The 21,506-nt window shown below is 70.5% G+C and carries 20 protein-coding genes; 13 read left to right on the plus strand and 7 right to left on the minus strand.

The annotated features are described in order from the left end of the window. The first annotated feature begins 18 nt into the window (after nt 1-18). The 6 genes from OG432_RS15320 (at nt 19) to pstB (ending at nt 6,024) form a co-directional block, all read left to right on the plus strand. Nucleotides 19-1,062, plus strand: coding sequence for a CHAD domain-containing protein (locus OG432_RS15320; RefSeq protein ID WP_328311495.1), 1,044 nt, complete (start codon nt 19-21; stop codon nt 1,060-1,062). Continuing rightward, the gene (locus tag OG432_RS15325; protein WP_328311496.1) at nt 1,059-1,505 is read left to right on the plus strand and encodes an NUDIX hydrolase; all 447 of its coding nucleotides are present in this window, start codon (nt 1,059-1,061) and stop codon (nt 1,503-1,505) included. The genes OG432_RS15320 and OG432_RS15325 overlap by 4 nt, the downstream gene beginning before the upstream one ends. A 258-nt stretch (nt 1,506-1,763) precedes the next feature. Continuing rightward, complete coding sequence (gene pstS, locus OG432_RS15330; RefSeq protein WP_328311497.1) at nt 1,764-2,906, plus strand: phosphate ABC transporter substrate-binding protein PstS; 1,143 nt, start codon at nt 1,764-1,766, stop codon at nt 2,904-2,906. Between the two features lie 135 nt (nt 2,907-3,041). Then, nucleotides 3,042-4,040 carry a phosphate ABC transporter permease subunit PstC gene (gene pstC, locus OG432_RS15335; protein ID WP_328311499.1) on the plus strand — a complete coding sequence of 333 codons (999 nt, stop codon included), beginning with the start codon at nt 3,042-3,044 and terminating at the stop codon, nt 4,038-4,040. A gap of 52 nt (nt 4,041-4,092) precedes the next feature. Then, nucleotides 4,093-5,169 (plus strand): phosphate ABC transporter permease PstA, encoded by a 1,077-nt coding sequence (pstA, locus tag OG432_RS15340; RefSeq protein WP_328311500.1) that lies wholly within the window; start codon nt 4,093-4,095, stop codon nt 5,167-5,169. 78 nt (nt 5,170-5,247) lie between these two features. Next, nucleotides 5,248-6,024 (plus strand): phosphate ABC transporter ATP-binding protein PstB, encoded by a 777-nt coding sequence (pstB, locus tag OG432_RS15345; RefSeq protein ID WP_328311501.1) that lies wholly within the window; start codon nt 5,248-5,250, stop codon nt 6,022-6,024. Nucleotides 6,025-6,500: 476 nt separating this feature from the next. Here pstB and OG432_RS15350 read toward each other — a convergent pair whose 3' ends face one another. Both OG432_RS15350 and OG432_RS15355 read right to left on the minus strand, forming a co-directional pair. Next, nucleotides 6,501-7,499: an inorganic phosphate transporter gene (locus OG432_RS15350; protein ID WP_328311502.1), complete on the minus strand. Its 999-nt coding sequence runs from the start codon at nt 7,497-7,499 to the stop codon at nt 6,501-6,503. A gap of 7 nt (nt 7,500-7,506) precedes the next feature. Further along, on the minus strand, nt 7,507-8,127 hold the full coding sequence (locus OG432_RS15355; RefSeq protein ID WP_053729022.1) for a DUF47 domain-containing protein: 621 nt from the start codon (nt 8,125-8,127) through the stop codon (nt 7,507-7,509). A 263-nt stretch (nt 8,128-8,390) separates the two neighbouring features. On the opposite strand from OG432_RS15355, the gene OG432_RS15360 reads away from it, so the two are divergent. Next, nucleotides 8,391-8,816, plus strand: a complete 426-nt coding sequence (locus OG432_RS15360) for a metal-sensitive transcriptional regulator (RefSeq protein ID WP_328311504.1) — start codon at nt 8,391-8,393, stop codon at nt 8,814-8,816. Between the two features lie 124 nt (nt 8,817-8,940). On the opposite strand, the gene OG432_RS15365 is transcribed toward OG432_RS15360, so the two are convergent. Continuing rightward, nucleotides 8,941-9,141 carry a hypothetical protein gene (locus OG432_RS15365; protein ID WP_328311505.1) on the minus strand — a complete coding sequence of 67 codons (201 nt, stop codon included), beginning with the start codon at nt 9,139-9,141 and terminating at the stop codon, nt 8,941-8,943. Nucleotides 9,142-9,292: 151 nt separating this feature from the next. Continuing rightward, nucleotides 9,293-10,084, minus strand: coding sequence for a hypothetical protein (locus OG432_RS15370; protein WP_328311506.1), 792 nt, complete (start codon nt 10,082-10,084; stop codon nt 9,293-9,295). A 636-nt stretch (nt 10,085-10,720) separates the two neighbouring features. Between OG432_RS15370 and OG432_RS15375 the strand changes: the two genes are divergently transcribed. Then, the gene (locus OG432_RS15375; protein ID WP_328311507.1) at nt 10,721-12,307 is read left to right on the plus strand and encodes an FAD-binding oxidoreductase; all 1,587 of its coding nucleotides are present in this window, start codon (nt 10,721-10,723) and stop codon (nt 12,305-12,307) included. A gap of 72 nt (nt 12,308-12,379) precedes the next feature. Here OG432_RS15375 and OG432_RS15380 read toward each other — a convergent pair whose 3' ends face one another. The 3 genes from OG432_RS15380 to OG432_RS15390 all read right to left on the minus strand — a co-directional run bounded on the left by OG432_RS15380 (nt 12,380) and on the right by OG432_RS15390 (nt 15,366). Continuing rightward, nucleotides 12,380-13,084 carry a phosphatase PAP2 family protein gene (locus OG432_RS15380; RefSeq protein WP_328311508.1) on the minus strand — a complete coding sequence of 235 codons (705 nt, stop codon included), beginning with the start codon at nt 13,082-13,084 and terminating at the stop codon, nt 12,380-12,382. 202 nt (nt 13,085-13,286) lie between these two features. Further along, nucleotides 13,287-14,279 carry a bifunctional lytic transglycosylase/C40 family peptidase gene (locus OG432_RS15385; protein ID WP_328315119.1) on the minus strand — a complete coding sequence of 331 codons (993 nt, stop codon included), beginning with the start codon at nt 14,277-14,279 and terminating at the stop codon, nt 13,287-13,289. A gap of 109 nt (nt 14,280-14,388) precedes the next feature. After that, complete coding sequence (locus OG432_RS15390) at nt 14,389-15,366, minus strand: trypsin-like serine peptidase (RefSeq protein ID WP_328311509.1); 978 nt, start codon at nt 15,364-15,366, stop codon at nt 14,389-14,391. Nucleotides 15,367-15,781: 415 nt separating this feature from the next. Here OG432_RS15390 and OG432_RS15395 point away from each other — a divergent pair, with 415 nt between their 5' ends. From OG432_RS15395 to OG432_RS15415, 5 genes are all read left to right on the plus strand, one after another. After that, nucleotides 15,782-16,090: a hypothetical protein gene (locus tag OG432_RS15395; RefSeq protein WP_053729027.1), complete on the plus strand. Its 309-nt coding sequence runs from the start codon at nt 15,782-15,784 to the stop codon at nt 16,088-16,090. A 192-nt stretch (nt 16,091-16,282) separates the two neighbouring features. Next, a complete protein-coding gene (locus OG432_RS15400) occupies nt 16,283-17,146 on the plus strand; it encodes a hypothetical protein (RefSeq protein ID WP_328311510.1) in 864 nt (287 codons plus the stop codon). Beyond that, nucleotides 17,136-18,515, plus strand: coding sequence for a hypothetical protein (locus OG432_RS15405; protein WP_328311511.1), 1,380 nt, complete (start codon nt 17,136-17,138; stop codon nt 18,513-18,515). The genes OG432_RS15400 and OG432_RS15405 overlap by 11 nt, the downstream gene beginning before the upstream one ends. Continuing rightward, nucleotides 18,512-20,059: an SCO6880 family protein gene (locus tag OG432_RS15410; RefSeq protein ID WP_328311512.1), complete on the plus strand. Its 1,548-nt coding sequence runs from the start codon at nt 18,512-18,514 to the stop codon at nt 20,057-20,059. Before OG432_RS15405 ends, OG432_RS15410 begins: the two co-directional genes overlap by 4 nt. 19 nt (nt 20,060-20,078) lie before the next feature. Further along, nucleotides 20,079-21,506: an ATP-binding protein gene (locus OG432_RS15415; protein ID WP_328311513.1), complete on the plus strand. Its 1,428-nt coding sequence runs from the start codon at nt 20,079-20,081 to the stop codon at nt 21,504-21,506.

Consider the following 21,506-nt stretch of genomic DNA (forward strand, 5'->3'; position numbering starts at 1 on the left):
GGAACCGTGCCAGGAACCGTGACGGGAGCAGTGACGGGAGCCGTGACGGGACAAGGTCCCGCCGGCGAGCCGCTCGCCCACTACCTCCACGCGCAGGCGGGCGGGTTCCTGCGCGGCCTGCGCCTGCACCGCGAGGCGGGCCCCGACGGCGACCTCGCGGAGGGCGCGGCCCGTGCGATGTGCGCGGCCACCCGCCGCATCGGCGCCACCCTGCACACCTTCCGGCCACTGCTCGACGCGGCCTGGGCCGACCGGCTGAGCACCGAACTCGCCTGGCTGAGCTCGACGTTGGGCGGCGAGCACACCTGCGCCGCCCGCCTGGCCCGCCTCCTCGACGCCCTGCACCGGCTCGCCGGCGGTGGCCCGACGCCACCGCGCGCCGAGGGGGGCACCCCGGCGACGGGCACCCTCGCGGTGGGCGCCGCCCGCGCGGGCGCCCTGCTCGACCGGCAGCTGACACCGGCGCGCACCCGGGCCCACTCGGCGGCCCTCCAGGCGCTCGGCTCCTCCCGGTTCCACGCCGTGGCGGACGCGGTCGCGCTGCTCGCGAGCGAGGCACCGCTCGCCGTGGCCGCCGCGGCCCCGGCGGCGGAGGTCCTGACGCCGGCGGCGCTCGCCGCCGAGGAGCGGCTGGCGCGGGCGGTGGCCGAGCTGCCGCTGGCCCGCGCGGCCCGGCCGTACAACGCGGAGGCCCTGGTCCAGCAGAGCGAAAGCCAGGACCACCCCTGGCACCAGGTGCGGCGCCTGCTCCGGCTGCACCGGTACGCCCAAGAGGTGCTGCATCCCGAGCCCGCGGGCCGCCCGCTCGACGAGCCCGGCGGGGACGCCCGGCTGCCGGGCGCGGGACGGGCCCTGGACCGCCACCGCGACGCCGCCGAGGCCGCGGCCGCCGCGTCGGCCGCCGCCCGCACCCCGCGCATCGCCCCGGCGACGGCGTACGCGCTCGGTGTGCTGCACGCCGATCAGCGCCACGAGGTGGAGGCGGCCCGTTTCGCCTTCCAGCGGATCTGGCAGCCTGTGGCGGTGACGACAGCACCCGCGGCGACCACGGCCGCGTCATGAGCACCGCACCCGGCACGACCGTCCTCGCCGCGGGATGCGTCCTGTGGCGCCGCGCCGGCCGGCACGACCCGCGCGACCACGCCGGCGGGGGCATCGAGATCTGCCTCGTGCACCGGCCGAAGTACGACGACTGGTCGCATCCCAAGGGCAAGTTGAAGCGCGGCGAGGAACCGCTCGCCGGAGCGCTGCGCGAGGTGCTCGAAGAGACCGGGTTCACGTGCGTGCCCGGGGTGCGGCTGCCCACCGCCCACTACACGGACCACCTGGGCCGCCCCAAGCGCGTCGAGTACTGGGGCGCCGAGGCGGGCGAAGGGCATTTCGCACCCAGCACGGAGGTCGACCGGCTCCTGTGGCTGACCCCCGCGGCGGCCCACCACCGTCTCACCGAGCCCCGCGACCGCCAGCTGCTGCTCGCGCTGCTCGACGCGCCGCACCCCGCCTGACCTCAGACAACGCACCCGCCCCTGGCGTACCGGGGGCAGAACCGGTTCTGTACGCCGCCTGAACACGAACGGGTAACGGTCGGCACCGCACTGCCCGCCGAGGTTCACCTTCCGTTAACTCTTCCCCGCCGACGGCTTCACCTGTTCTGCCTAATTTCGGCCTTACACGGTGCACGGCATCCCGCCCTCACCGCCCATCCAACGCACGCCGCCGTAGAACGAACGGAACCCGGCGGCTCCCGGAAGGAACACCCGAAAGTGAAGCTTCAGCGCAAGAACCGGCTCCGCGCCACCGCCCTCGGCGTCATCGCCGTGTCCAGCGCCCTGGCCCTCACGGCGTGCGGCAGCGACAACAACAGCGGTGGCGGGAGCACGGGCGGCACGGGCGGCACGGCCTCCGGCGCCGCGTCCAACGTGAAGTGCGACGGCGCCAAGGGCCAGGTCCTGGCGTCCGGCTCCTCCGCGCAGAAGAACGCCATGGACCTCTGGGTCAAGAACTACATGGCGGCCTGCAAGGACGCGCAGATCAACTACAAGTCCTCCTCCTCCGGCGAGGGCATCGTCGCCTTCACGCAGGGCACGGTGGCCTTCGCCGGCTCCGACTCGCCGCTCAAGCCGGAGCAGGTGGCGGACTCCAAGAAGGTCTGCAGCGGCGGCCAGGGCATCAACCTCCCGATGGTCGGCGGCCCGATCGCGATCGGCTTCCACGTCGAGGGCGTCGACAGCCTCGTCCTGGACGCCCCGACCCTCGCCAAGATCTTCAACGGCAAGATCACCAAGTGGAACGACGAGGCGATCGCCAAGCTGAACCAGGGCGCCAAGCTCCCGGACCTCGCGATCCAGGCGTTCCACCGCTCCGAGGACTCCGGCACCACCGAGAACCTCACCAAGTACCTGAGCGCCACGGCCAAGTCCGACTGGACGTACGCGCCCGCCAAGAAGTGGGCCGCCCCCGGCGGCCAGGCCGCATCCGGCTCCGCCGGCGTCGCCGCCCAGGTCAAGCAGACCAACGGCGCCATCGGCTACTTCGAGCTCTCCTACGCCTCCTCCCAGTCGATCAAGACCGTCGACATCAACACCGGCGCCTCCGCCCCGGTCAAGGCCAACTCGGCGAACGCCTCCACGGCCATCGCCGCCGCGAAGATCGCCGGCACCGGCAAGGACCTCGCACTGAAGCTGGACTACACGACCAAGGCCGACAACGCCTACCCGATCGTCCTCGTGACGTACGAGGTCGCCTGCGACAAGGGCAACAAGGCCGCCACCCTCCCCGCGGTCAAGTCCTTCCTCACCTACGCCGCGAGCGCCGACGGGCAGAAGCTGCTCACCGACGCCAGCTACGCGCCGATCCCGGCCGAGATCAACTCCAAGGTCGTCGAGACCATCAACTCCCTTTCGTAAGACCGCAGTTGAGCCGCCGGGACGAAGACCCGGCGGCCGCGTGGGGTGGGGGCCCCGTCCGGCCCCCACCGCACACCATCCGGTGCACCGCCGCCAGGGGACCCGTCAAGTCCCCGCCCACAGACCGGAAAGACCATGGCTTCTTCCATAGCAACGGACACGCCTCCGCCACCCGCTCCCGCCCCGGCAGCGCGCCGCAAGCAGTCCACCGGCCGCGCGGGCGACAAGATCTTCCTCGGGCTCTCCCGGGGCTCGGGCATCTTCCTGCTCGTCGTCATGGCGGCCATCGCCATCTTCCTGAGCATCCGGGCCGGCATCGCGATCTCGAAGGACCAGGGCAACTTCCTGACCACCTTCGACTGGAACCCGGCCGGCGACCCCCCGGCGTTCGGCATCGCCGTCCTGCTCTTCGGCACCGTCGTCAGCTCGGTCGTCGCGATGGCCATCGCCGTCCCGGTCGCCGTCGGCATCGCCCTGTTCATCTCGCACTACGCGCCGCGCAAGCTGGCCGCACCCCTCGCGTACGTCGTCGATCTGCTCGCCGCCGTGCCGTCGATCGTCTACGGCATCTGGGGCGCCCTGTTCCTCGTGCCCTACCTCGGCGGCCTCAACGACTGGCTCGACACCTACCTGGGCTGGACCGTCGTCTTCGAGAAGACCGAGGTCGGCGTCGCCCGCTCCATCTTCACCGTCGGCATCCTGCTCGCGATCATGATCCTGCCGATCGTGACCAGCGTCAGCCGCGAGGTCTTCCTCCAGGTACCGCGCATGAACGAGGAGGCCGCCCTGGCCCTCGGCGCGACCCGCTGGGAAGTCATCCGCCTGTCGGTGCTGCCCTTCGGCCGCTCGGGCGTGATCTCCGCCTCGATGCTGGGACTTGGCCGCGCGCTGGGCGAGACGATGGCCGTCGCCACGGTCCTCTCCCCGAGCTACGTCCTCTCGGCGCACCTGCTCAACCCGGGCGGCGGGACCTTCGCACAGAACATCGCCGCGAAGTTCGACGAGGCCAACCAGCTGGGCCGCGACGCGCTGATCGCCTCCGGGCTTGTCCTGTTCGTCCTCACCCTGCTGGTCAACGGCGGCGCCCGCATGATCATCGCCCGCCGCAAGGAGTACTCGGGGGCGAACGCATGAGCCCCGCGATGCCCCGCAACCTCCGTACCGCAGACTCCGAAGGGAGCCCGGCATGAGCCACGCAGCCGTTCAGGACGCCCGGCCGGCCGCCCCGGCACCCCGCAAGGACAGCCTCAGCCACCGCTCCCTGCCCCGCGGCGCCGGCGCCGGCTTCGCGGCGGCCGCGATCGTCCTCGCCGTGGGCATCGGCCTCGCCTTCGACCTGCACAGCAAGGTCCAGTGGGGCCTGATAGCGGCCCTCCTGTTCATCCTCATCTCGTACGCGGTCACCACGACCGTGGAGAACAAGCGGCAGGCCAAGGACCGGGTGGCGACCTCCCTGGTCTGGGTCTGCTTCATCCTCGCCGTGGTCCCGCTCCTCTCCCTCCTGTGGACGACGATCAGCCGCGGCACCAAGGTCCTCGACGGATACTTCCTGACCCACTCGATGGCCGGCGTCCCCGCCTTCGAGCGGGGCGGCGGCATCTACCACGCGCTGATCGGCACCCTGGAGCAGATCGGCATCGCCACCCTGATCTCCGCGCCGCTCGGCCTGCTGACCGCGGTCTACCTGGTGGAGTACGGCAAGGGCGTGCTCGCCAAGGCCGTCACCTTCTTCGTCGACGTGATGACGGGCATCCCGTCCATCGTCGCCGGCCTGTTCATCCTGACCCTGATGCTGATGTTCGACCTCCAGCCCTCGGGCTTCATGGGCGCGCTCGCCCTGTCGATCCTGATGATGCCGGTCGTGGTCCGCTCCACCGAGGAGATGCTCAAGCTCGTACCGAACGAGCTGCGGGAGGCCTCGCTCGCCCTCGGCGTACCGAAGTGGCGCACCATCCTGAAGGTGGTCATCCCCACCGCGATCGGCGGCATCACCACGGGCTTCATGCTCGCGGTCGCCCGCATCGCCGGCGAGACCGCCCCGATCATGCTGCTCGTCTTCGGCAGCCAGCTGATCAACACCAACCCCTTCGAAGGCGCCCAGTCCTCGCTCCCCTTCTACATCTGGGAGCAGTACCGGGTCGGCAGCGACGCGTCGTACGACCGCGCGTGGGCGGCCGCCCTGGTCCTGATCGCCTTCGTCATGATCCTCAACCTGGTGGCTCGCGGCATCGCCCGCTGGAAGGCCCCCAAGACCGGTCGCTAAGGCGACATCGTGCGGCTCCGCCGCAGGGGGCCACATCAGCGACCTCTCTCGTACGTCTCGAAAGAAGCAGTGATTCCCATGGCCAAGCGAATCGACGTATCGGGCCTCTCCGCCTACTACGGCGCCCACAAGGCGATCGACGACATCTCGATGACCGTCGAGCCGCGCTCCGTGACCGCCTTCATCGGCCCGTCCGGCTGCGGCAAGTCCACGTTCCTGCGCACCCTGAACCGCATGCACGAGGTGACCCCGGGCGGCCGCGTCGAGGGCAAGGTCCTCCTCGACGACGAGAACCTGTACGGCTCCGCGGTCGACCCGGTGGCGGTGCGCCGCACGGTCGGCATGGTCTTCCAGCGCCCCAACCCCTTCCCCACCATGTCGATCTTCGACAACGTGGCGGCGGGGCTGCGTCTGAACGGCACGTTCAAGAAGAGCGAGCTGGCCGACGTCGTCGAGAAGTCCCTCAAGGGCGCGAACCTCTGGAACGAGGTCAAGGACCGGCTCAACAAGCCGGGTTCGGGTCTCTCCGGCGGGCAGCAGCAGCGCCTGTGCATCGCGCGGGCCATCGCGGTCGAACCGGACGTCCTGCTCATGGACGAGCCCTGCTCGGCGCTCGACCCGATCTCCACCCTTGCCATCGAGGATTTGATCGGGGAGCTGAAGGAGCGCTTCACGATCGTGATCGTGACGCACAACATGCAGCAGGCCGCCCGCGTCTCGGACCGTACGGCGTTCTTCAACCTCGCGGCGGTCGGGCAGCCCGGCAAGCTGGTCGAGATCGACGAGACCGAGCGGATCTTCTCCAACCCCTCCGTGCAGGCCACGGAGGACTACATCTCGGGCCGCTTCGGATAGGCCCGAGCCTCATGCCGTCTGCGGTGCTGCATGGCGGTGCCACCGCAAGACGAAGGGCCCGCCCACCCCAGGGCGGGCCCACCCCAACCCCCTGGGGCTCCGCCCCAGACCCCGTTCGCGCGTTCGCCCACCCCACCCGCCCGTGCGGCAACTTGAGGGTGCGTCCCCCTGGGGCTCCGCCCCAGACCCCGTTCGCGCCTAAAGGGCGCTCGTCCTCAATCTCCCCCAAGGCCTCAAGGGCCAGGGGGGACCCCCATGACGGGCTGAGGGTGTCCATGCGGGCCGGCACCGAGTGGTTAAGGGGCGCGGGGAACTGCGCGAGAAGCGGGCACGGTCCGCACTCAAAAGCGGGGTTAAGGGGCGCGGGGAACTGCGCGGCCAGCCCACGCCGGGCCCGCACCCGTGCACTCTCGGACAGCCGAGAACGCCCGAAACCCCGCCCCCGGCGCAGCCGGAAGCGGGGTCGGAAGCCGCGGCTAGCTGAAGAAGACGTGGACCACGAGATAGCTCAGCGCAGCGACCAGCGCTGCCGCCGGCATCGTAATGAACCACCCCAGGATGATGTTCTTCGCAACACCCCACCGCACCGCGTTGACCCGCTTCGTCGCCCCCACACCCATGATCGCCGAAGTGATCACATGCGTGGTGGAGATCGGCGCCTGGAACAGGAACGACGACCCGAACATGATCGACGCCCCCGTCGCCTCCGCGGCGAACCCCTGCGGCGGATCCAGTTCGATGATCTTCCGCCCCAGCGTCCGCATGATCCGCCAGCCACCCGCGTACGTACCGAGCGACAGCATCGCCGCACACGCGAACTTGACCCAGATCGGAATCTCTCCGCCGGCGTCCTGCACATCCGCGATGACCAGCGCCATCATCACGATGCCCATCGTCTTCTGCGCGTCCTGAAGGCCGTGGCCGAGCGCCATGCCGGCCGCCGAGACCGTCTGCGCGATACGGAACCCGCGCTTGGCCTTGTGCGGGTTGGACTTGCGGAACAGCCACAGGATCGCGCACATCACGAGATAGCCGACGACCAGACCGATCACCGGTGAGATGAACATCGGGATGACGATCTTGTCGAGCACCCCGGACCAGTACACGGTCGTACCGCCCGCGAGCGCCGCCCCCACCATGCCGCCGAACAGCGCGTGCGAGGACGAGGAGGGCAGTCCGAAGTACCAGGTGACCAGGTTCCAGATGATCGCGCCGACCAGCGCCGCGAACAGGATGCCCATCCCCTTGTTGCCCTCGGGCGTGGAGATGAGCCCCTCGCTCACCGTCTTGGCGACGCCGCTGCCGAGGAAGGCACCGGCGAGGTTCATCACGGCGGCCATCGCGAGCGCGGCCCGCGGGGTCAGCGCCCGCGTCGACACGGAGGTCGCGATGGCGTTGGCCGAGTCGTGGAAGCCGTTCGTGTACGTGAATCCGAGCGCGACGCCAATGGTCACGATCAAAGCAAAGGTGTCCATGACCGGGTCAGGACTCCTTGACGGCGATGGTCTCCACCGTGTTCGCCACGTGCTCGAACGCGTCCGCCGCCTCTTCGAGTACGTCCACGATCTGCTTGAGCTTGAGCACCTCGATGGCGTCGTACTTGCCGTTGAAGAGGTGGGCGAGCAGCTTGCGGTGGATCTGGTCGGCCTGGTTCTCCAGACGGTTGACCTCGATCCAGTACTCGGTCAGGTTGGACATCGTCCGCAGGTTCGGCATGGCCTCGGCGGTCAGCACGGCCGCCCGGTTGAGGACCTCGATCTGCTGCTCGACGCCCTTGGGCAGTTCTTCCACGTTGTAGAGGACGACCAGGTCGACGGCCTCCTCCATGAAGTCCATGATGTCGTCGAGGCACGACGCGAGGTTGTAGATGTCCTCGCGGTCGAACGGCGTGATGAAGGAGGAGTTCAGCTGGTGGAAGATCGCGTGGGTGGCATCGTCCCCCGCGTGCTCCGCTGCCCGCATGCGCTCCGCGATCTCGGCCCGGGACGCGGAATCCGCTCCGAGCAGTTCCATGAGGAGCTTCGAGCCCGTGACGATATTGTCCGCGGATGCGGAGAACATGTCGTAGAAGCTCGTCTCCCTGGGGGTCAGACGAAAGCGCACGTGGGGTCCTCGGAGTGCTTGGGATTCGGTCAGGCTGATGCTAGGCGCATCATCCGGCCACGGCTAACCGGCGTTCTTCAGTGTCGCCCATCAGGCACAGTGATCAGCACGGACCCCCGCCCGGGATTCGAAAATTCGTTACCCTATACCCACGAGGGGTATCGAACCCCTTGTCCTGCACGGCAGGCGACCCGGCCCTCGGTCGGCATCCGGCCTGCACATGGCAACAGACAGACGATGACAGCAGACAACGGGAGGACGCGATGACGACCACCGAGGCGGCCGGCCCCCCGGTCGAGGACCCTTCAGCCCTTCCGAACCCCGGCCCTTCGGCCTCCGCGGCCTCCGTGGACTCCGCGGCCTCCGCGGCCTCCGCGGACCGAGTGGTGACCGATCACGACCGCGGGGTGCACGGCTACCACAAGCAGAAGGACGAACACCTCAAGCGGCTGCGGCGCATCGAGGGCCAGATCCGCGGCCTGCAGCGGATGGTCGACGAAGACGTCTACTGCATCGACATACTCACCCAGGTCTCCGCGTCGACCAAGGCGTTGCAGTCCTTCGCACTCCAGCTCCTGGAGGAGCACCTGCGGCACTGCGTGGCCGACGCGGCGGTGAAGGGGGGCGACGAGATCGACGCGAAGGTGGAGGAGGCGACGAAGGCGATCGCCCGCATGATGCGCACCTAGGGTCCTTCGTTTGGATCAGGCCGGGCTCGCGGGGTCTGATCCCAACCAAAGACCCCAACCCCACCACCGGACCGCGCCCCCACCACCGGACCGCGCCCCGGCCGGCGTCCGCGGCCCCGGGGTGCTACCGGGGCTGCCGGGGTGGCCAGGGGGCCTCGACGGGATGGGTGGGCGGGGCCACGTTCAGGACCTCGTCGATCAGGGCGGGGCTGAGCCGGTCCCCCTCCGCGGCGGACGCCGCGATCATCAATTCCCCGCACAGTTCGATCTCGACGAGGGCCACGTGGTCCTGGACGGTCACACCGCGAAGCAAAGCCACGCACATCACCCCTTCCTCGACCTCTTCCCATCGTCTGCCGGCCGCGCGCTCGCCGTCGTCGGCTTCCTAGCGTAGGGAGAGGGGCACGCACCGCGCATGGCACGGACGGACCATTTCCGCCACCACCGCCCCACCTGAGCGGACCATTTCTGGCTGATTACGGCTGGATCTTCCCGTCGAAGATGTCCCGCGCCGCGGGAAGCCGTACCGTCGCGTCCGTCCCGAACCCGTACAGCAGGGTCGTCGAGGCCACCGCCACGGGCCGGCCCCGGTTGACGTAGCTGAACCGGTGGCGCACCTTGCACAGCCGTCCCGCCTCGTCGAGGTACGCGTCGAACGGCACCGCGCCCTTGGAGAACCCTTTCGCCACCGTCGCCGGCAGCGCGGCGCTTCCCCGGTAGTGGCGCACCTTCACCCCGGCCAGCTGCTCCTCGCCGACGTACGTCACGCCCTGGGCGTCCCGCAGGAGTTCGGCGGCCGTGTACGGGTCGGTGACGCCGCCCGTGACCAGGTTGCCGTCGGCGAGCGAGGCGGTGTCGAGGCGCACCCACTTGTCGGCGGGCACCCCGGCGCCCCGGTTCTTCATGTAGAGCGCGCCCGGCGCGAGGAGCTCGGTGATCGGCCGGCGTTCGTCCACCCCCCTGGCGTCCGCGGGCAGCGTCACCGTCAACTGCCCGGACCGGTGCCGGAAGTCGTACGTCCCCTCGCCGCGGATCGTCACGCGGGTGCCCCCGGTGGCCATCTCCATGGAGGTCGTGACCCGCGACGTGCCCGCCGCCACCAGCCGGCCGGCGGCCGTCCGTACCGTCGCCGCCGGATCGGCCGGGGCGCCGCTCGCGATCTCGGCGCTCCGCGCGCCGCATCCGGCGGCGGTCGCGAGCACGCCGCCGACCGCCACGGCCGCCACCATCGCGCCCGCTCGCCGGGCTCCGTTCCGCTGCACCACCATCGCCGCCAAACCCCCAACGCCCACTGGCCTAGCCCCTCCCTCCTAACGACCGCAATGGGGCCGCCGTCACGCACTCCCGCAGTACGGTGGTCCGGTGCCCCACCAGACCACCGTCACGGAACGCGGAAGCTTCGCGATCGCCCGCTGCGGCTGCGGCTGGCTCGGCCCGGCCCGGCGCAGCCGCGACAGGGCCCGAACGGACGCCGAATCCCACACCGCCACGCACCCCCACCCACCCCCCACCCGCCCCCACAACTGACCCCTGGGCCGCGCACCGCAGAGGGCGCCCGCGCAGTTCCCCGCGCCCCTCAACCACTCGATGCCGGCCCGCATGGACACCCTCAGCCCGTCATGGGGGTCCCCCCTGGCCCTCAAGGCCTTGGGGGAGATTGAGGACGAGCGCCCTTAAGGCGCGAACGGGGTCTGGGGCGGAGCCCCAGGGGCCCAGCCTTCGAGTGCCGCTCGTGCGTGGCTGGTCGCGCAGTTCCCCGCGCCCCTGACGGGGCTCGGCAGAGGCATCCTCAGCCCGTCATGGGGATCCCCCCTGGCCCTCAAGGAGAGGGCGTCCGGCCGGTTCGGGGGGCTGGGGCGCGGGGAAGAAGCAGCGCAGCGCCCCATCCGCCCCCGGGAGCCCCCATGCGCCGCCGCACCCTCCTGACCGCAACCGCCGGCACCGCCGCAACCGCCCTCGCCGCCTCCGCCTGCGGCGGCACCGCGCACCCCGGGCCCGCGCCGACCCGTACCGCGCCGACCGGGCCCGCGACGGCCCACCCCTCGTCGCCGAGCCCCTCGGCAACCCCCGCCCCCGCCGACTGGAACGCCCTCGCCCACTCCCTCGAAGGCAAGCTCGTCCGCCCCGGCGACGCCGACTACGCCGCCGCCCGCCAGCTCTACAACACCCGCTTCGACGACCAGAAGCCCGACGCCGTCGCGTACGTGGCCCACGCCGGCGACGTACAGGAGTGCCTCGCGTACGCCCGCGCCCACCACACCCCGCTCTCCGTGCGCAGCGGCGGCCACGACTACGCGGGATGGTCATCGGGCACCGGGCGCCTCGTCATCGACGTGTCCCGGCTCGACTCCGTCTCCTCCGACGGCACGATCGGCGCGGGCGCCCGTCTCCTCGACGTCTACACCGGGCTCGCGAAGAGCGGCCGTACGATCCCCGGCGGCTCCTGCCCCACCGTCGCGGTCTCGGGCCTGACCCTGGGCGGCGGACACGGCGTCACGGCCCGCGCGTACGGGCTCGCCTGCGACAGCCTGACCGCCGTCGACCTCGTCACCGCCGATGGCCGGAAACTGACGGCGAGCGAGAAGCAGAACCCGGATCTCTTCTGGGCCCTGCGCGGCGCGGGCAACGGCAACTTCGGCGTGGTCACCGGCCTCACCTTCCGCACGCACGCCGCGCCGCAGGGCGTGACGGCCTATCTGACCTGGCCCTGGCGCCAGGCACGGGCGGTGGTCGGCGCCTGGCAGGAGTGGGGCCCGGACCAGCCCGACGAGATCTGGTCCGCCGCCCATCTGGCCGCCGGGGCCGGCGGCGGCGCTCCGACCGTCACCATCGCCGCGTTCTCGCTCGGTTCGTACGGCGATCTGCAGAACGCCCTCGACCGCCTCGCCGACCGCGCGGGCGCCCCCGCCTCCTCGGTGTCCCTGCACCGCACCGGCTTCCAGGACGCGATGCTGCTGTACGGAGGCTGCTCCACCTACAGCCAGGCCCAGTGCCACCTGCCCGGCAAGACCCCGGGCCGCTCCCCGCAGGGGGTGCTCCAGCGCGAGACGTACGCCGCGAAGTCCGACTTCCACACCAAGGCGCTGCCACCCGACGGCATAGGTCAACTCCTCGCCCGCGCGGAGGAGTTCACCCGTATCCCGGCTTCCGACAACGGCGGCGCCGGCACCATCGTGCTCACCGCGCTCGGCGGCGCGATCAACCGGGTCGCCCCGGACGCCACCGCCTTCGTCCACCGCACCTCGCGGGTGCTCGCCCAGTACATCGCGGCCTGGCGGCCGGGCACGTCGGGTGCGACCCAGCGGTCCTGGCTGACCCGCACGCACGACGCGATGCGCCCGTACGTCTCGGGCGCGGCCTACCAGAACTATCCGGACCCGGCACTCACCGACTGGCGCACGGCCTACTACGGCGCGGCCGCACCGCGCCTGACGCAGCTGAAGAAGCAGTACGACCCGGGCAGGCTCTTCGACTTCCCCCAAGCACTCTGACCCGTACCCCCGTTACCGCTCACACCACCCGCACCGCCCGCGCGGCCCAACCCACCGGCACCGAACCGGCGTTCACGCCGCCAGGTCGCGCTCGGCGGAGCCCGGCCGTTCGACCGCGCCGCCGGCCGCGGCCGGAACCACCGTCAGCGCCCGGCGCGAGTGCACGAGCAGGCCGAGCCGTCGCGAGCGGGCCACGGCCGCCACCACCGGCGTGAGCAGCAGCTGGGCGAGTGGGGCGAGGAGCAGCGTGACGGCGGTGCCGAGCGCGAAGCCGCCCACGACGTCGGTCGGGTAGTGCACGCCCATGTAGACCCGGCAGAACCCTTCGAGCAGGGCGAGGCCGAGCGCGATCAGGCCGAACTTGCGGTTGGCGACGAAGAGTCCGGCGCCGATCGCCATGGCGAGGGTGGCGTGGTCACTGACGAACGAGAAGTCGTTCTTGCCGCCGACCAGGACGTCGAGCCCCTTGTGGTCGAGGAAGGGCCTCGGCCGTCCCACGAAGTCGCGGATCGGAATGTTGACCAGGACGGCGATCGAGGCGGCCAGCGGGGCCCAGACGATCCCGGCGACGGAGGTGACCGCGGACTGCCGGTCCTCCGCGCGCCGCACGCTCCACCAGCACCACAGCACGACGAGCACGAGGCCGAGCAGGATGCCGTACTCCCCGACGAAGGCCATGACGCGGTCGAGCCAGGACGGGGCGTCCTTGGCGAGCCCGTTGATGTCGTAGAGCAGGCCGACATCGGGATTCGCTCCGTCGAATGCGAGTCCAGCCATGCTGCGGCCCCTTGCCTTGATCCGTCCTGCTACCAACCCCCGTGGTCAGTACGTACATCAGTCACTGTCCAGGGAACGCCCTGCACGGCCGCCGCGTTCCACTCTCCACCGAATGATCACTTCGACGTTATCGAAGAGAGACTCATCGTCCCAGCTCAGGGCCATGGCTTCACGGAGAGTTCAAGCCACCGGAGGGGCGTGTTCAGGCCCCCGGCTTGAGGGTCGGCAGCGCGGCCGCGCCGTCCTTGGTGACCCGGGTCGCACCGAAGTAGTCGGGTGCGTCGATCTTGTCGAAACGGATGACGGCGCCAGTATAGGGAGCGTTGATCATGTACCCGCCGCCCACGTAGAGCCCCACGTGGTGGATGGCCCGCGAGTTGCCGAGGTCGGTCGAGAAGAAGACCAGGTCACCGGGGAGCAGCTCGTTGCGCGCGGGGTGCGGGCCCGCGTTGTACTGGTCGTTGGCGACACGCGGCAAGGTGATTCCGACGCTCTGGTACGCGGCCTGCGTCAACCCGGAGCAGTCGAACCGACCGCCCTGCTCGGCCGTTCCCTCCCCACCCCACAGGTAGGGCGTGCCGAGTTTCTGCTGCGCGTAGTAGATGGCCCCGGCCGCCTGCTGCGAGGGCTGCACCCGGCCGACGGGCGCGGCGAAGCTCTTCTCCAGGGAGCGGATCGTCTTCACGTACCCCTGGGTCTCCGCGTACGGCGGAACACCGTTGTACTTGATGACGGCGTACGCGCCGGCGTTGTAGGAGGCCAGCATGTTGTCGCTCGCGTCGCCGGGTACGTCCTTGACGTATTTGGCCAATTCGCAGTCGTAGGAGGCGGCTGACGGAATGGCATCCGCGGGATCCCAGATGTCCCGCTTGCCGTCGCCGTTGCCGTCGATGCCATGGGTCGCCCAGGTGGCGGGCATGAACTGGGCGATGCCCTGCGCGTTGACCGGGCTGACGGCGGTGGTCTTCCAGCCGCTCTCCGAGTAGAGCTGGGCGGCGAGCATCGCGGGATTGAGCGCGGGGCAGTAGGTGCCCCACTTCTGCACGAGCGGCTGATAGAGCGCCGGCACCGCGCCCTTGGCGAGCCCGACCGCGCCGCCCGCGGCGGAGGCGAGCCCGGCGGCGGCCGAGTACGTACCGACAACGAGCAGCGCGACGAAGCTCAGGCACACCCCGAACCCGATCCCGCCGACCATCCAGACTCTGCGCACCCCTCAACCCTCCCCCATCGAGGCGCGGTTCACCGCCACTTCGCCCGCACTCGTGTCGGGCCCCCGCTCATTCAGCCATGAATCCGGCGCGCCGTCACGGCAACAGGCAGGCACAGACCAGTGCCTGAACCCCCGCCATCCTGGCGGCCGCACCGGCCGCGTCGTCCCCGCCACTCCCGCCACTCCCGTCGCCCCCGCCACTCGCGTCGCCCCCGCCACTCGCGTCGGCGGCACCGGCCGCGGGCGCTGCCGACGGAGCGGTCGAGGGCGCGGGTGAAGGGGCCGCCGGCTTCGGAGTGCCCGCCGCCTCCGCGAGTTCGTAGAGCGACTTGGTGACCGGCCCGAAGACGATGCTGTACGACACGTCGGGGTCGTCGCCGCCGAACTCGTACCCGCCGATCACCCCCGCCACCGCCCCGCCCTCCACGACCCAGGGGCTGCCGCTGGTCCCGCCGGGGAAGGCGGGACAGTCGATGCGCTGCTGCGTGTCCCCGTACGCCACCGACGTGTTCGTGCAGACCTGCGGCACCTCGGTGTCGGACGGGTACCCGGTCACGGTCGCCGGCCCGCCGGTCGCCCGGCCCGTGTACAGCGGGGCGCCGCCCACCACGTCCTCGACCCGCTTGCCGCCGTCCGAGCCGGGCCCGAGCACCGCGAAGGCCACGTCGCTGTCCTGGTCGCCGTCCTCGTTCCAGCCGTCGGCGGCGTAGACGGACTCCACCGGCCACGTCCCGTACGGCGCCGAACCGTCCCGGTAGGCGGGCGCGAACACCGTCCCTCCGTCCTGGGAACCGTCCGTGGACAGGCAGTGCGCGGCGGTCACGATGAGGTCCCGGCCCGCGCTGTGCACCACGGACGCGGTGCAGAAGTGCCCGCCGTCGAGGTCCCCCTTGAACAGCGCGCCCACCCGGGCGTCGGCCGCCGTGGCCGGCGCGGTCGTGGTCTGGCCCTTCGACGGCGCGTCATGGTCGCCGTACGTCGGTATGGCCAGGAGAACGGCCGCCGCCGACAGGGCGCTGAACCTTCCGCGCCGCGTCGCGAACTTCCTCCCGGAGATGCCAGTGCGCTTCATGCGTGCGGCTCCTGGTGGTCGGCGGGCCTGCTTGCGGGGACTGCGAGACACTCTGACTCTTGCCTGCCCCGCTGAGAACGACCATGAAGCTTTTCTGAGAAGTTTCTATGAACCGGCCCGGCGCCTTCCGAAGCGGCTGACCAGCCGCTCCGCCGCCGACACGACAAGCGGCCCAAGGGTGTAACAACGACAGTCATTGCCCGGAGTCACCCTCCGTGATACACAGAGTGACCATACGCGTTTCCGCATACACCGGTTCACCGCAGGTCAGGGCGGTGAACCGGTACTGCCGTGCGGGGGCGGGTAAAGAGAGGCGCGAAGGCGTCCTCCTCCGGCGGTTTCATCAGCGAAGATAGAACCTGACCCATGCCGTGCGGCAGGGGCTTCGAACTACCCGACAGGGGCGGTGAGTTACATGTACCTGGCAGCCGGAAAAGGCGACATCACCACCATCATCGGCGGAATCGCCCCCAACTGGGGGCCGTTCGGGACGCTCGGCAACGAGGCCCGCATCATGGTCGAGGTGGTGATGGCGGTCGCCATCCTCCTCTGCCTCGGCATCGCGGTATGGGGTGCGGCCAAACAGCGGATCGGAGCGACGGCGCTGCGCGACACCTTCAGCGCCGAACAGGGCAAGGGCCTGATCGTGGCGGGCCTGACCGGCGTCTTCATCATCGGATCGCTCGGCACGCTCTTCACCATCGTGTACGGAATGGCCGTCTGACCACCCGTCAGGCGAGCCACTGTCCCTCCCGTACCTCCCACACCATCCGTCCGTCGTGCCCACCGGCAGAGGTTGCGTCCCCCTGATGTCGAGTCACCACACCGCGCCCGCGCGGGAACCAGCACGGCTACCGTCGTACTACGCGGGGTCGTACTACGCACCGCACACGGTCGAGGTCGAGGGGGCGCAGGCATGAGTTTCGACGACGAGCCGGGCCACGGCGGAGGCGACCCGGGCGCCGCCGACGACCGCTTCAGCACGCTCGGAGGCACCCGCCAGACCCGCACGCGCCTCCCGGAGGCCCCCGGCGACGCCTACGGCGCCACCCGCCGCCCCCCGCGGACCTCCCGGTCCCTGGTGATGGTGGTCGGCGTCGTGGTCCTCCTGGTCGCGGCGATCGCCTTCGCGAACCGCGGCGGCGACGACACGGGCACGTCCCCGGACAACGCCGCGAAGCCCGGCGGAGCCGGGTCGACGGCGGCCACGGGCACGAAGCCGGTACCGGGCAAGCAGGCGGGGATCGCGTCCGGTTTCCCGCAGAGCGAGCAGGGGGCGCAGTCGGCTGCGGCGAATTACGCGGTGGCGCTGGGTTCGGAAGGCATGTTCAGCACCAGCACCCGCAGCGACATCGTGCGGGCTACCCATGATCCATCCGTTGTGGAGAGCCTGCTCAGTAGCCTGGGCCAGGCATACAGCCCGGGTTTCCTCAAGAACATCGGCCTGAACGACGACGGCTCCGCGCCCGCAGGACTCACCTTCGTCTCACGCACCGTTCCGGTCGGTACGAAGGCGACTCAACAGGACTCCGCTTCCGCGACGGTTGACGTCTGGTGCACCGGCCTTGTCGGCCTGGCAGGCGCCGGGTCCACCAAGCCGGTGACCCAGACCTGGTTCACCATCACCGAGAAGCTCAAGTGGATCGACGGAGGCTGGAAGATCGCGTCCTCCTCTCAGACAGAGGGCCCCACCCCCGTCAGCGGCGACAATCGTGCCTCCACTGCCGACGAGATCGCCAAGGCCGTTCAGGGATACGGAGGCTTCACCTATGCCCGGTAGGCGGCGTCCACTCTCGTACTCCCTGCTAGCAGTACTGCCGCCCTCGGTGGTGCTGTTCGCCTCCGGCGCATGGGCGGCACCCAGCCCCACCCCTACACCGAGTGGAAGCCCCAGTCCCAGCCCCAGCGGCAGCAGTAACCCCTGCGACCTCATCGTCGGCCTCGCCAAGGACTACTGCGAGAGCGGCAGCAAGGGCGGGTCCAAAGCCACCACACCGGACACCGCCGGTGCCTCCGACCCCCTGTCCTCCCTCGCAAAAGGCTGCGCCGACGCCGCCGTCTGGGTCGTCGACACGCTCTCCAAGTTCGTGAAGACCGCCGCCAAGGTGGACTTCACCGACCCGGCCTTCCTCGGCCGGTACGCCATCGTCTTCGCCGCCGCCACGATCCTCACGCTCGTCCTGTGGCTGCTCGCCGTGGCCAAGCGCGCCATTCGCGGGGTACCTCTGTCGACCGCGATCTCCGAAGCCGTCGGCTTCCTCTGGCTGACCGTGCTCGCCTCGGCGTTCACCCCGCTCATCCTCTACACCGTCGTCAACGCCACCGACGCGGTCACCGATGTCATCGCCGCCGGCACCGGCGACCAGACCGACGTCTTCTTCGGTTCGTTCTCGGCCGCGCTCAAGAAGGGCACGGACATCGGCGGCGGCCCGATCATGCTGATCGTCGTCTCTCTGGTCACCATTCTCGCCGCCGGCGTCCTCTTCCTGGAGCTCTACATCCGCGCCCTCCTGCTGTACGTGGGGGCGCTGCTCGGCGTCGTCGTGTACTCGGGGCTCGTGGACAAGAACATGTGGGGCCACGTCCGCCGCTGGGCCGGGATCATGATCGCGATCATCATGGTGAAACCCATCATCGTGATCGTCCTCAGCCTCGCCGGCGCCCTCTCCGCAGGCAAGGGCCCCGACTCCTTCTCGGCCGTAGTCTCCGGCCTCGCCATCATCCTGCTCGCGATCTTCGCCTCGGCGATGATCTACCGCTTCGTGCCCGGCTTCGGCGACGAGATCGCCTCCGCCCGCACCAACCGCAAGCAGGCCACCGACGGCGCCCAGGCCGCAGCCCTCGTCTCGTCGCCCGCCGCGCTCGTCTCCCAGGGCATCAAGACCCACAGCAGCCGGGGCAACCAGGGTGGAGGCGGAGGCGGCGCCGCCCAGGGCCGCCCCGCCAACCCCCTGTCCGGTGGCATGGCCGCGCACAGCAGCCGGGGCTCCGGCGGCGCGACCGGCGGCGGAGTCGGCGGCGGAACTGTCCCCTCCGCCGCACCTCCGCCGCGCAGCGGCAACGGGCCGACGTCCGGCACGCCGCACACCCACCGCCGCAACTCCGGCGGTACCGCAGGTAACAAGAACACTGGAGGTGGAGGGCGTTGACGACCCAGTCCCAGCCGGTCGCGCCCCGCCGCACGTATCTGATCGGCCGCGCCAGGCCATCGGCCGTCGTCGGCAAGAACCGGGAGACCGGCGAGATCGCACTGATCATCGGCGGCGCCTTCCTCGGCATGATGTGCGGGCTGCTCGTCCCGGTCCTGTCCCTGCGCATCGTGCTCCTGATGGGCTTCCCGTTCCTGGCGCTCGCCGCGGTCTACCTGCCGTACAAGCACCGCACGTTCTACAAGTGGTTCGAGATCAACCGCAGTTACAAGCGCTCGCTGCGCCGCGGCACCGCCTACCGCTCGGGTTCCCCCGAGGCCGGCGTACGGCTCGACGGGCGCGAGATCGAGGTCGGGCCGCCGCCCGGGATCGGGCACATCACCTGGCTCGCCGCGCCCTTCGGCCCCGATGAGATCGCCGTCCTGCTGCACGCCGACCGGCGTACCGTCACCGCCGCGATCGAGATCGAGGGCCCCGGCGTCGGCCTGCGCGACAGCGAGGACCAGGAGGCGCTTGTCGACCGGTTCGGCACGCTGCTCAAGCACGTCGCCAACGGCGACGGCTTCGTGACGCGCCTTCAGATGCTGGCCCGCACCCTGCCCGCCGACCCCGACGCCCACGCCAAGGACGTCGCCCAGCGCGGCGACACCAAGGCCCCCGAGTGGCTCCAGGACTCCTACGAGCAGCTCCAGTCGATGGTGTCCACCTCCAGCGAGCAGCACCGCGCCTACCTCGTCGCCTGCATGCAGTACAGCCGCGAACTCGCCGCCGAGGCCAACGCGATGGCCCGCGCCGCCAACCCGCACGGCCGCAAACTCGACCGCGACGCCGGCCTCGCCGTCGTCATGGCGCGCGAAGTCACCGACATCTGCGCCCGGTTGGCGGAGGCCGACATCCGGGTGCGCCAGCCGCTCGGCCAGAGCCGGCTCGCCTCCCTCGTGCACTCCATGTACGACCCCGACCACCCCATCGACCACATCCAGGCCATGACCAAGCGCAACGCCTGGCCGGCCGAGCTCGACGCGATGGAGCCCACCTTCCTCCAGGCCAAGACCCGTGAGTCCTCCACGCGGGCGCCCTGGTGCCACGCCACGGCGTGGGTGAAGGAGTGGCCGATGACCCCGGTCGGCGTCAACTTCCTTGCCCCGTTGCTCGTCCACACCCCGGACGTGATCCGCACGGTCGCCGTCTGCATGGACCTGGAGCCGACCGAGGTCGCCATCGAGCGCATGCTCACGGAGAAGACCAACGACGAGGCCGAGGCGTCCCGCGCGGCCAAGATGAACCGCACCGTCGACCCCCGCGACATCGCCGCCCACGGCCGTCTCGACCAGCGCGGCGAGGACCTCGCCAGCGGCGCCGCCGGCGTCAACCTGGTCGGCTACATCACGGTCTCCTCGCGCTCGCCGGAAGCACTGGCCCGCGACAAGCGGACCATCAGAGCCTCCGCAGGCAAGTCCTATCTGAAGCTGGAGTGGTGCGACCGCGAGCACCACCGGGCCTTCGTCAACACCTTGCCGTTCGCGACCGGAATCCGCCGCTAGTCGAGAGGCCGTACCCGCCATGCGAGATCCGCTGTCTCTCATCACCGACGCCTTCACCGCCCTGCTCTTCGGCAAGGTGGAGACCACCCGGCTGCCCGTCCGCACCTCCACGGGCCAGGCCCAGGCCGTCTACCTGCCGACCGCCGCCCCCGGCCTCGGCGACTCCGGCGTGATCATCGGGCGCGAGGTCTACAGCGGCAAGGGCTACATCTACGACCCCTTCCAGCTGTACGGACAGCAGCTCCCGGCCCCGCACTGGCTGGTGCTCGGCGAGTCCGGCAACGGCAAGTCGGCGCTCGAGAAGACGTACGTCCTGCGGCAGTTGAGGTTCCGCGACCGCCAGGTCGTCGTGCTCGACGCGCAGGGTGAGGACGGCGTCGGCGAGTGGAACCTCATCGCGCGCGAGCTGGGGATAACCCCCATCCGGCTCGACCCGATGACCGCGATGGACGGCGGCATCCGGCTCAACCCCCTGGACCCGGCGATCACCACGACCGGCCAGCTCGCACTGCTTCGAACGATCATCGAAGTGGCGATGGGTCACGGCCTGGACGAACGATCGGGCTTCGCCCTCAAGGTGGCGCACGCCTACGTCAACGCCACCATCACGGACCGCCAGCCGGTCCTGACCGACATCGTGGAGCAACTCCGCCACCCCGAGGCCGAGTCGGCCGAGGCGATGAACGTCGACATAGAAGACGTACGCGCCTGGGGCCTGGACGTCGCCCTCGTCCTCGACCGCCTGGTGGACGGCGACCTGCGCGGCATGTTCGACGGCCCGACGACGATCGGCATCGACCTGGACGCCCCCCTGATCGTCTTCGACCTCTCGCACATCGACCGCAACTCGATCGCGATGCCGATCCTGATGGCGATCGTGGGCGTCTGGCTGGAGCACACCTGGATCCGCCCCGACCGGAAGAAGCGCATCTTCCTGGTCGAGGAGGCCTGGCACATCATCAACAGCCCCTTCGTGGCCCAGCTCTTCCAGCGCCTGCTCAAGTTCGGCCGCCGGCTCGGCCTGTCCTTCGTGGCCGTCGTCCACCACCTCTCCGACGTCGTGGACGGAGCGGCGGCCAGGGAAGCGGCCGCGATCCTGAAGATGGCCTCGACCAGAACGATCTACGCGCAGAAGGCGGACGAGGCGAGGGCGACGGGCCGGGTCCTCGGCCTGCCACGCTGGGCGGTGGAGATCATCCCGACCCTCACGCCCGGCATCGCCGTATGGGACGTGAACGGCAACGTCCAAGTGGTCAAGCACCTGATCACGGAACGCGAACGCCCGCTGGTCTTCACCGACCGCGCCATGACGGAGTCCGCGGCCACGGACGGCATCCTCGCCTCGGAGCTGGACTCCCAGCTCGAATCGGAGACGGAACGCCGCGCGGCCATGATGGAGCGACAGCTGTCCGCCGCCCCCGACTCCTCCGAGTCCACGGTGGCCTGA

It is taken from the genome of Streptomyces sp. NBC_00442 (assembly GCF_036014195.1).
Taxonomy (GTDB): Bacteria; Actinomycetota; Actinomycetes; order Streptomycetales; family Streptomycetaceae; genus Streptomyces.

Excerpts from the sequence above, each read along its gene's own strand:
- OG432_RS15325 (WP_328311496.1), top strand. The coding sequence starts at position 1,059 with ATGAGCACCGCACCCGGCACGACCGTCCTCGCCGCGGGATGCGTCCTG.
- pstC (WP_328311499.1), top strand. The coding sequence starts at position 3,042 with ATGGCTTCTTCCATAGCAACGGACACGCCTCCGCCACCCGCTCCCGCC.
- pstA (WP_328311500.1), top strand. The coding sequence starts at position 4,093 with ATGAGCCACGCAGCCGTTCAGGACGCCCGGCCGGCCGCCCCGGCACCC.
- pstB (WP_328311501.1), top strand. The coding sequence starts at position 5,248 with ATGGCCAAGCGAATCGACGTATCGGGCCTCTCCGCCTACTACGGCGCC.
- OG432_RS15350 (WP_328311502.1), bottom strand. The coding sequence starts at position 7,499 with ATGGACACCTTTGCTTTGATCGTGACCATTGGCGTCGCGCTCGGATTC.
- OG432_RS15360 (WP_328311504.1), top strand. The coding sequence starts at position 8,391 with ATGACGACCACCGAGGCGGCCGGCCCCCCGGTCGAGGACCCTTCAGCC.
- OG432_RS15365 (WP_328311505.1), bottom strand. The coding sequence starts at position 9,141 with ATGTGCGTGGCTTTGCTTCGCGGTGTGACCGTCCAGGACCACGTGGCC.
- OG432_RS15370 (WP_328311506.1), bottom strand. The coding sequence starts at position 10,084 with ATGGTGGTGCAGCGGAACGGAGCCCGGCGAGCGGGCGCGATGGTGGCG.
- OG432_RS15375 (WP_328311507.1), top strand. The coding sequence starts at position 10,721 with ATGCGCCGCCGCACCCTCCTGACCGCAACCGCCGGCACCGCCGCAACC.
- OG432_RS15380 (WP_328311508.1), bottom strand. The coding sequence starts at position 13,084 with ATGGCTGGACTCGCATTCGACGGAGCGAATCCCGATGTCGGCCTGCTC.
- OG432_RS15385 (WP_328315119.1), bottom strand. The coding sequence starts at position 14,279 with ATGGTCGGCGGGATCGGGTTCGGGGTGTGCCTGAGCTTCGTCGCGCTG.
- OG432_RS15390 (WP_328311509.1), bottom strand. The coding sequence starts at position 15,366 with ATGAAGCGCACTGGCATCTCCGGGAGGAAGTTCGCGACGCGGCGCGGA.
- OG432_RS15395 (WP_053729027.1), top strand. The coding sequence starts at position 15,782 with ATGTACCTGGCAGCCGGAAAAGGCGACATCACCACCATCATCGGCGGA.
- OG432_RS15400 (WP_328311510.1), top strand. The coding sequence starts at position 16,283 with ATGAGTTTCGACGACGAGCCGGGCCACGGCGGAGGCGACCCGGGCGCC.
- OG432_RS15405 (WP_328311511.1), top strand. The coding sequence starts at position 17,136 with ATGCCCGGTAGGCGGCGTCCACTCTCGTACTCCCTGCTAGCAGTACTG.
- OG432_RS15415 (WP_328311513.1), top strand. The coding sequence starts at position 20,079 with ATGCGAGATCCGCTGTCTCTCATCACCGACGCCTTCACCGCCCTGCTC.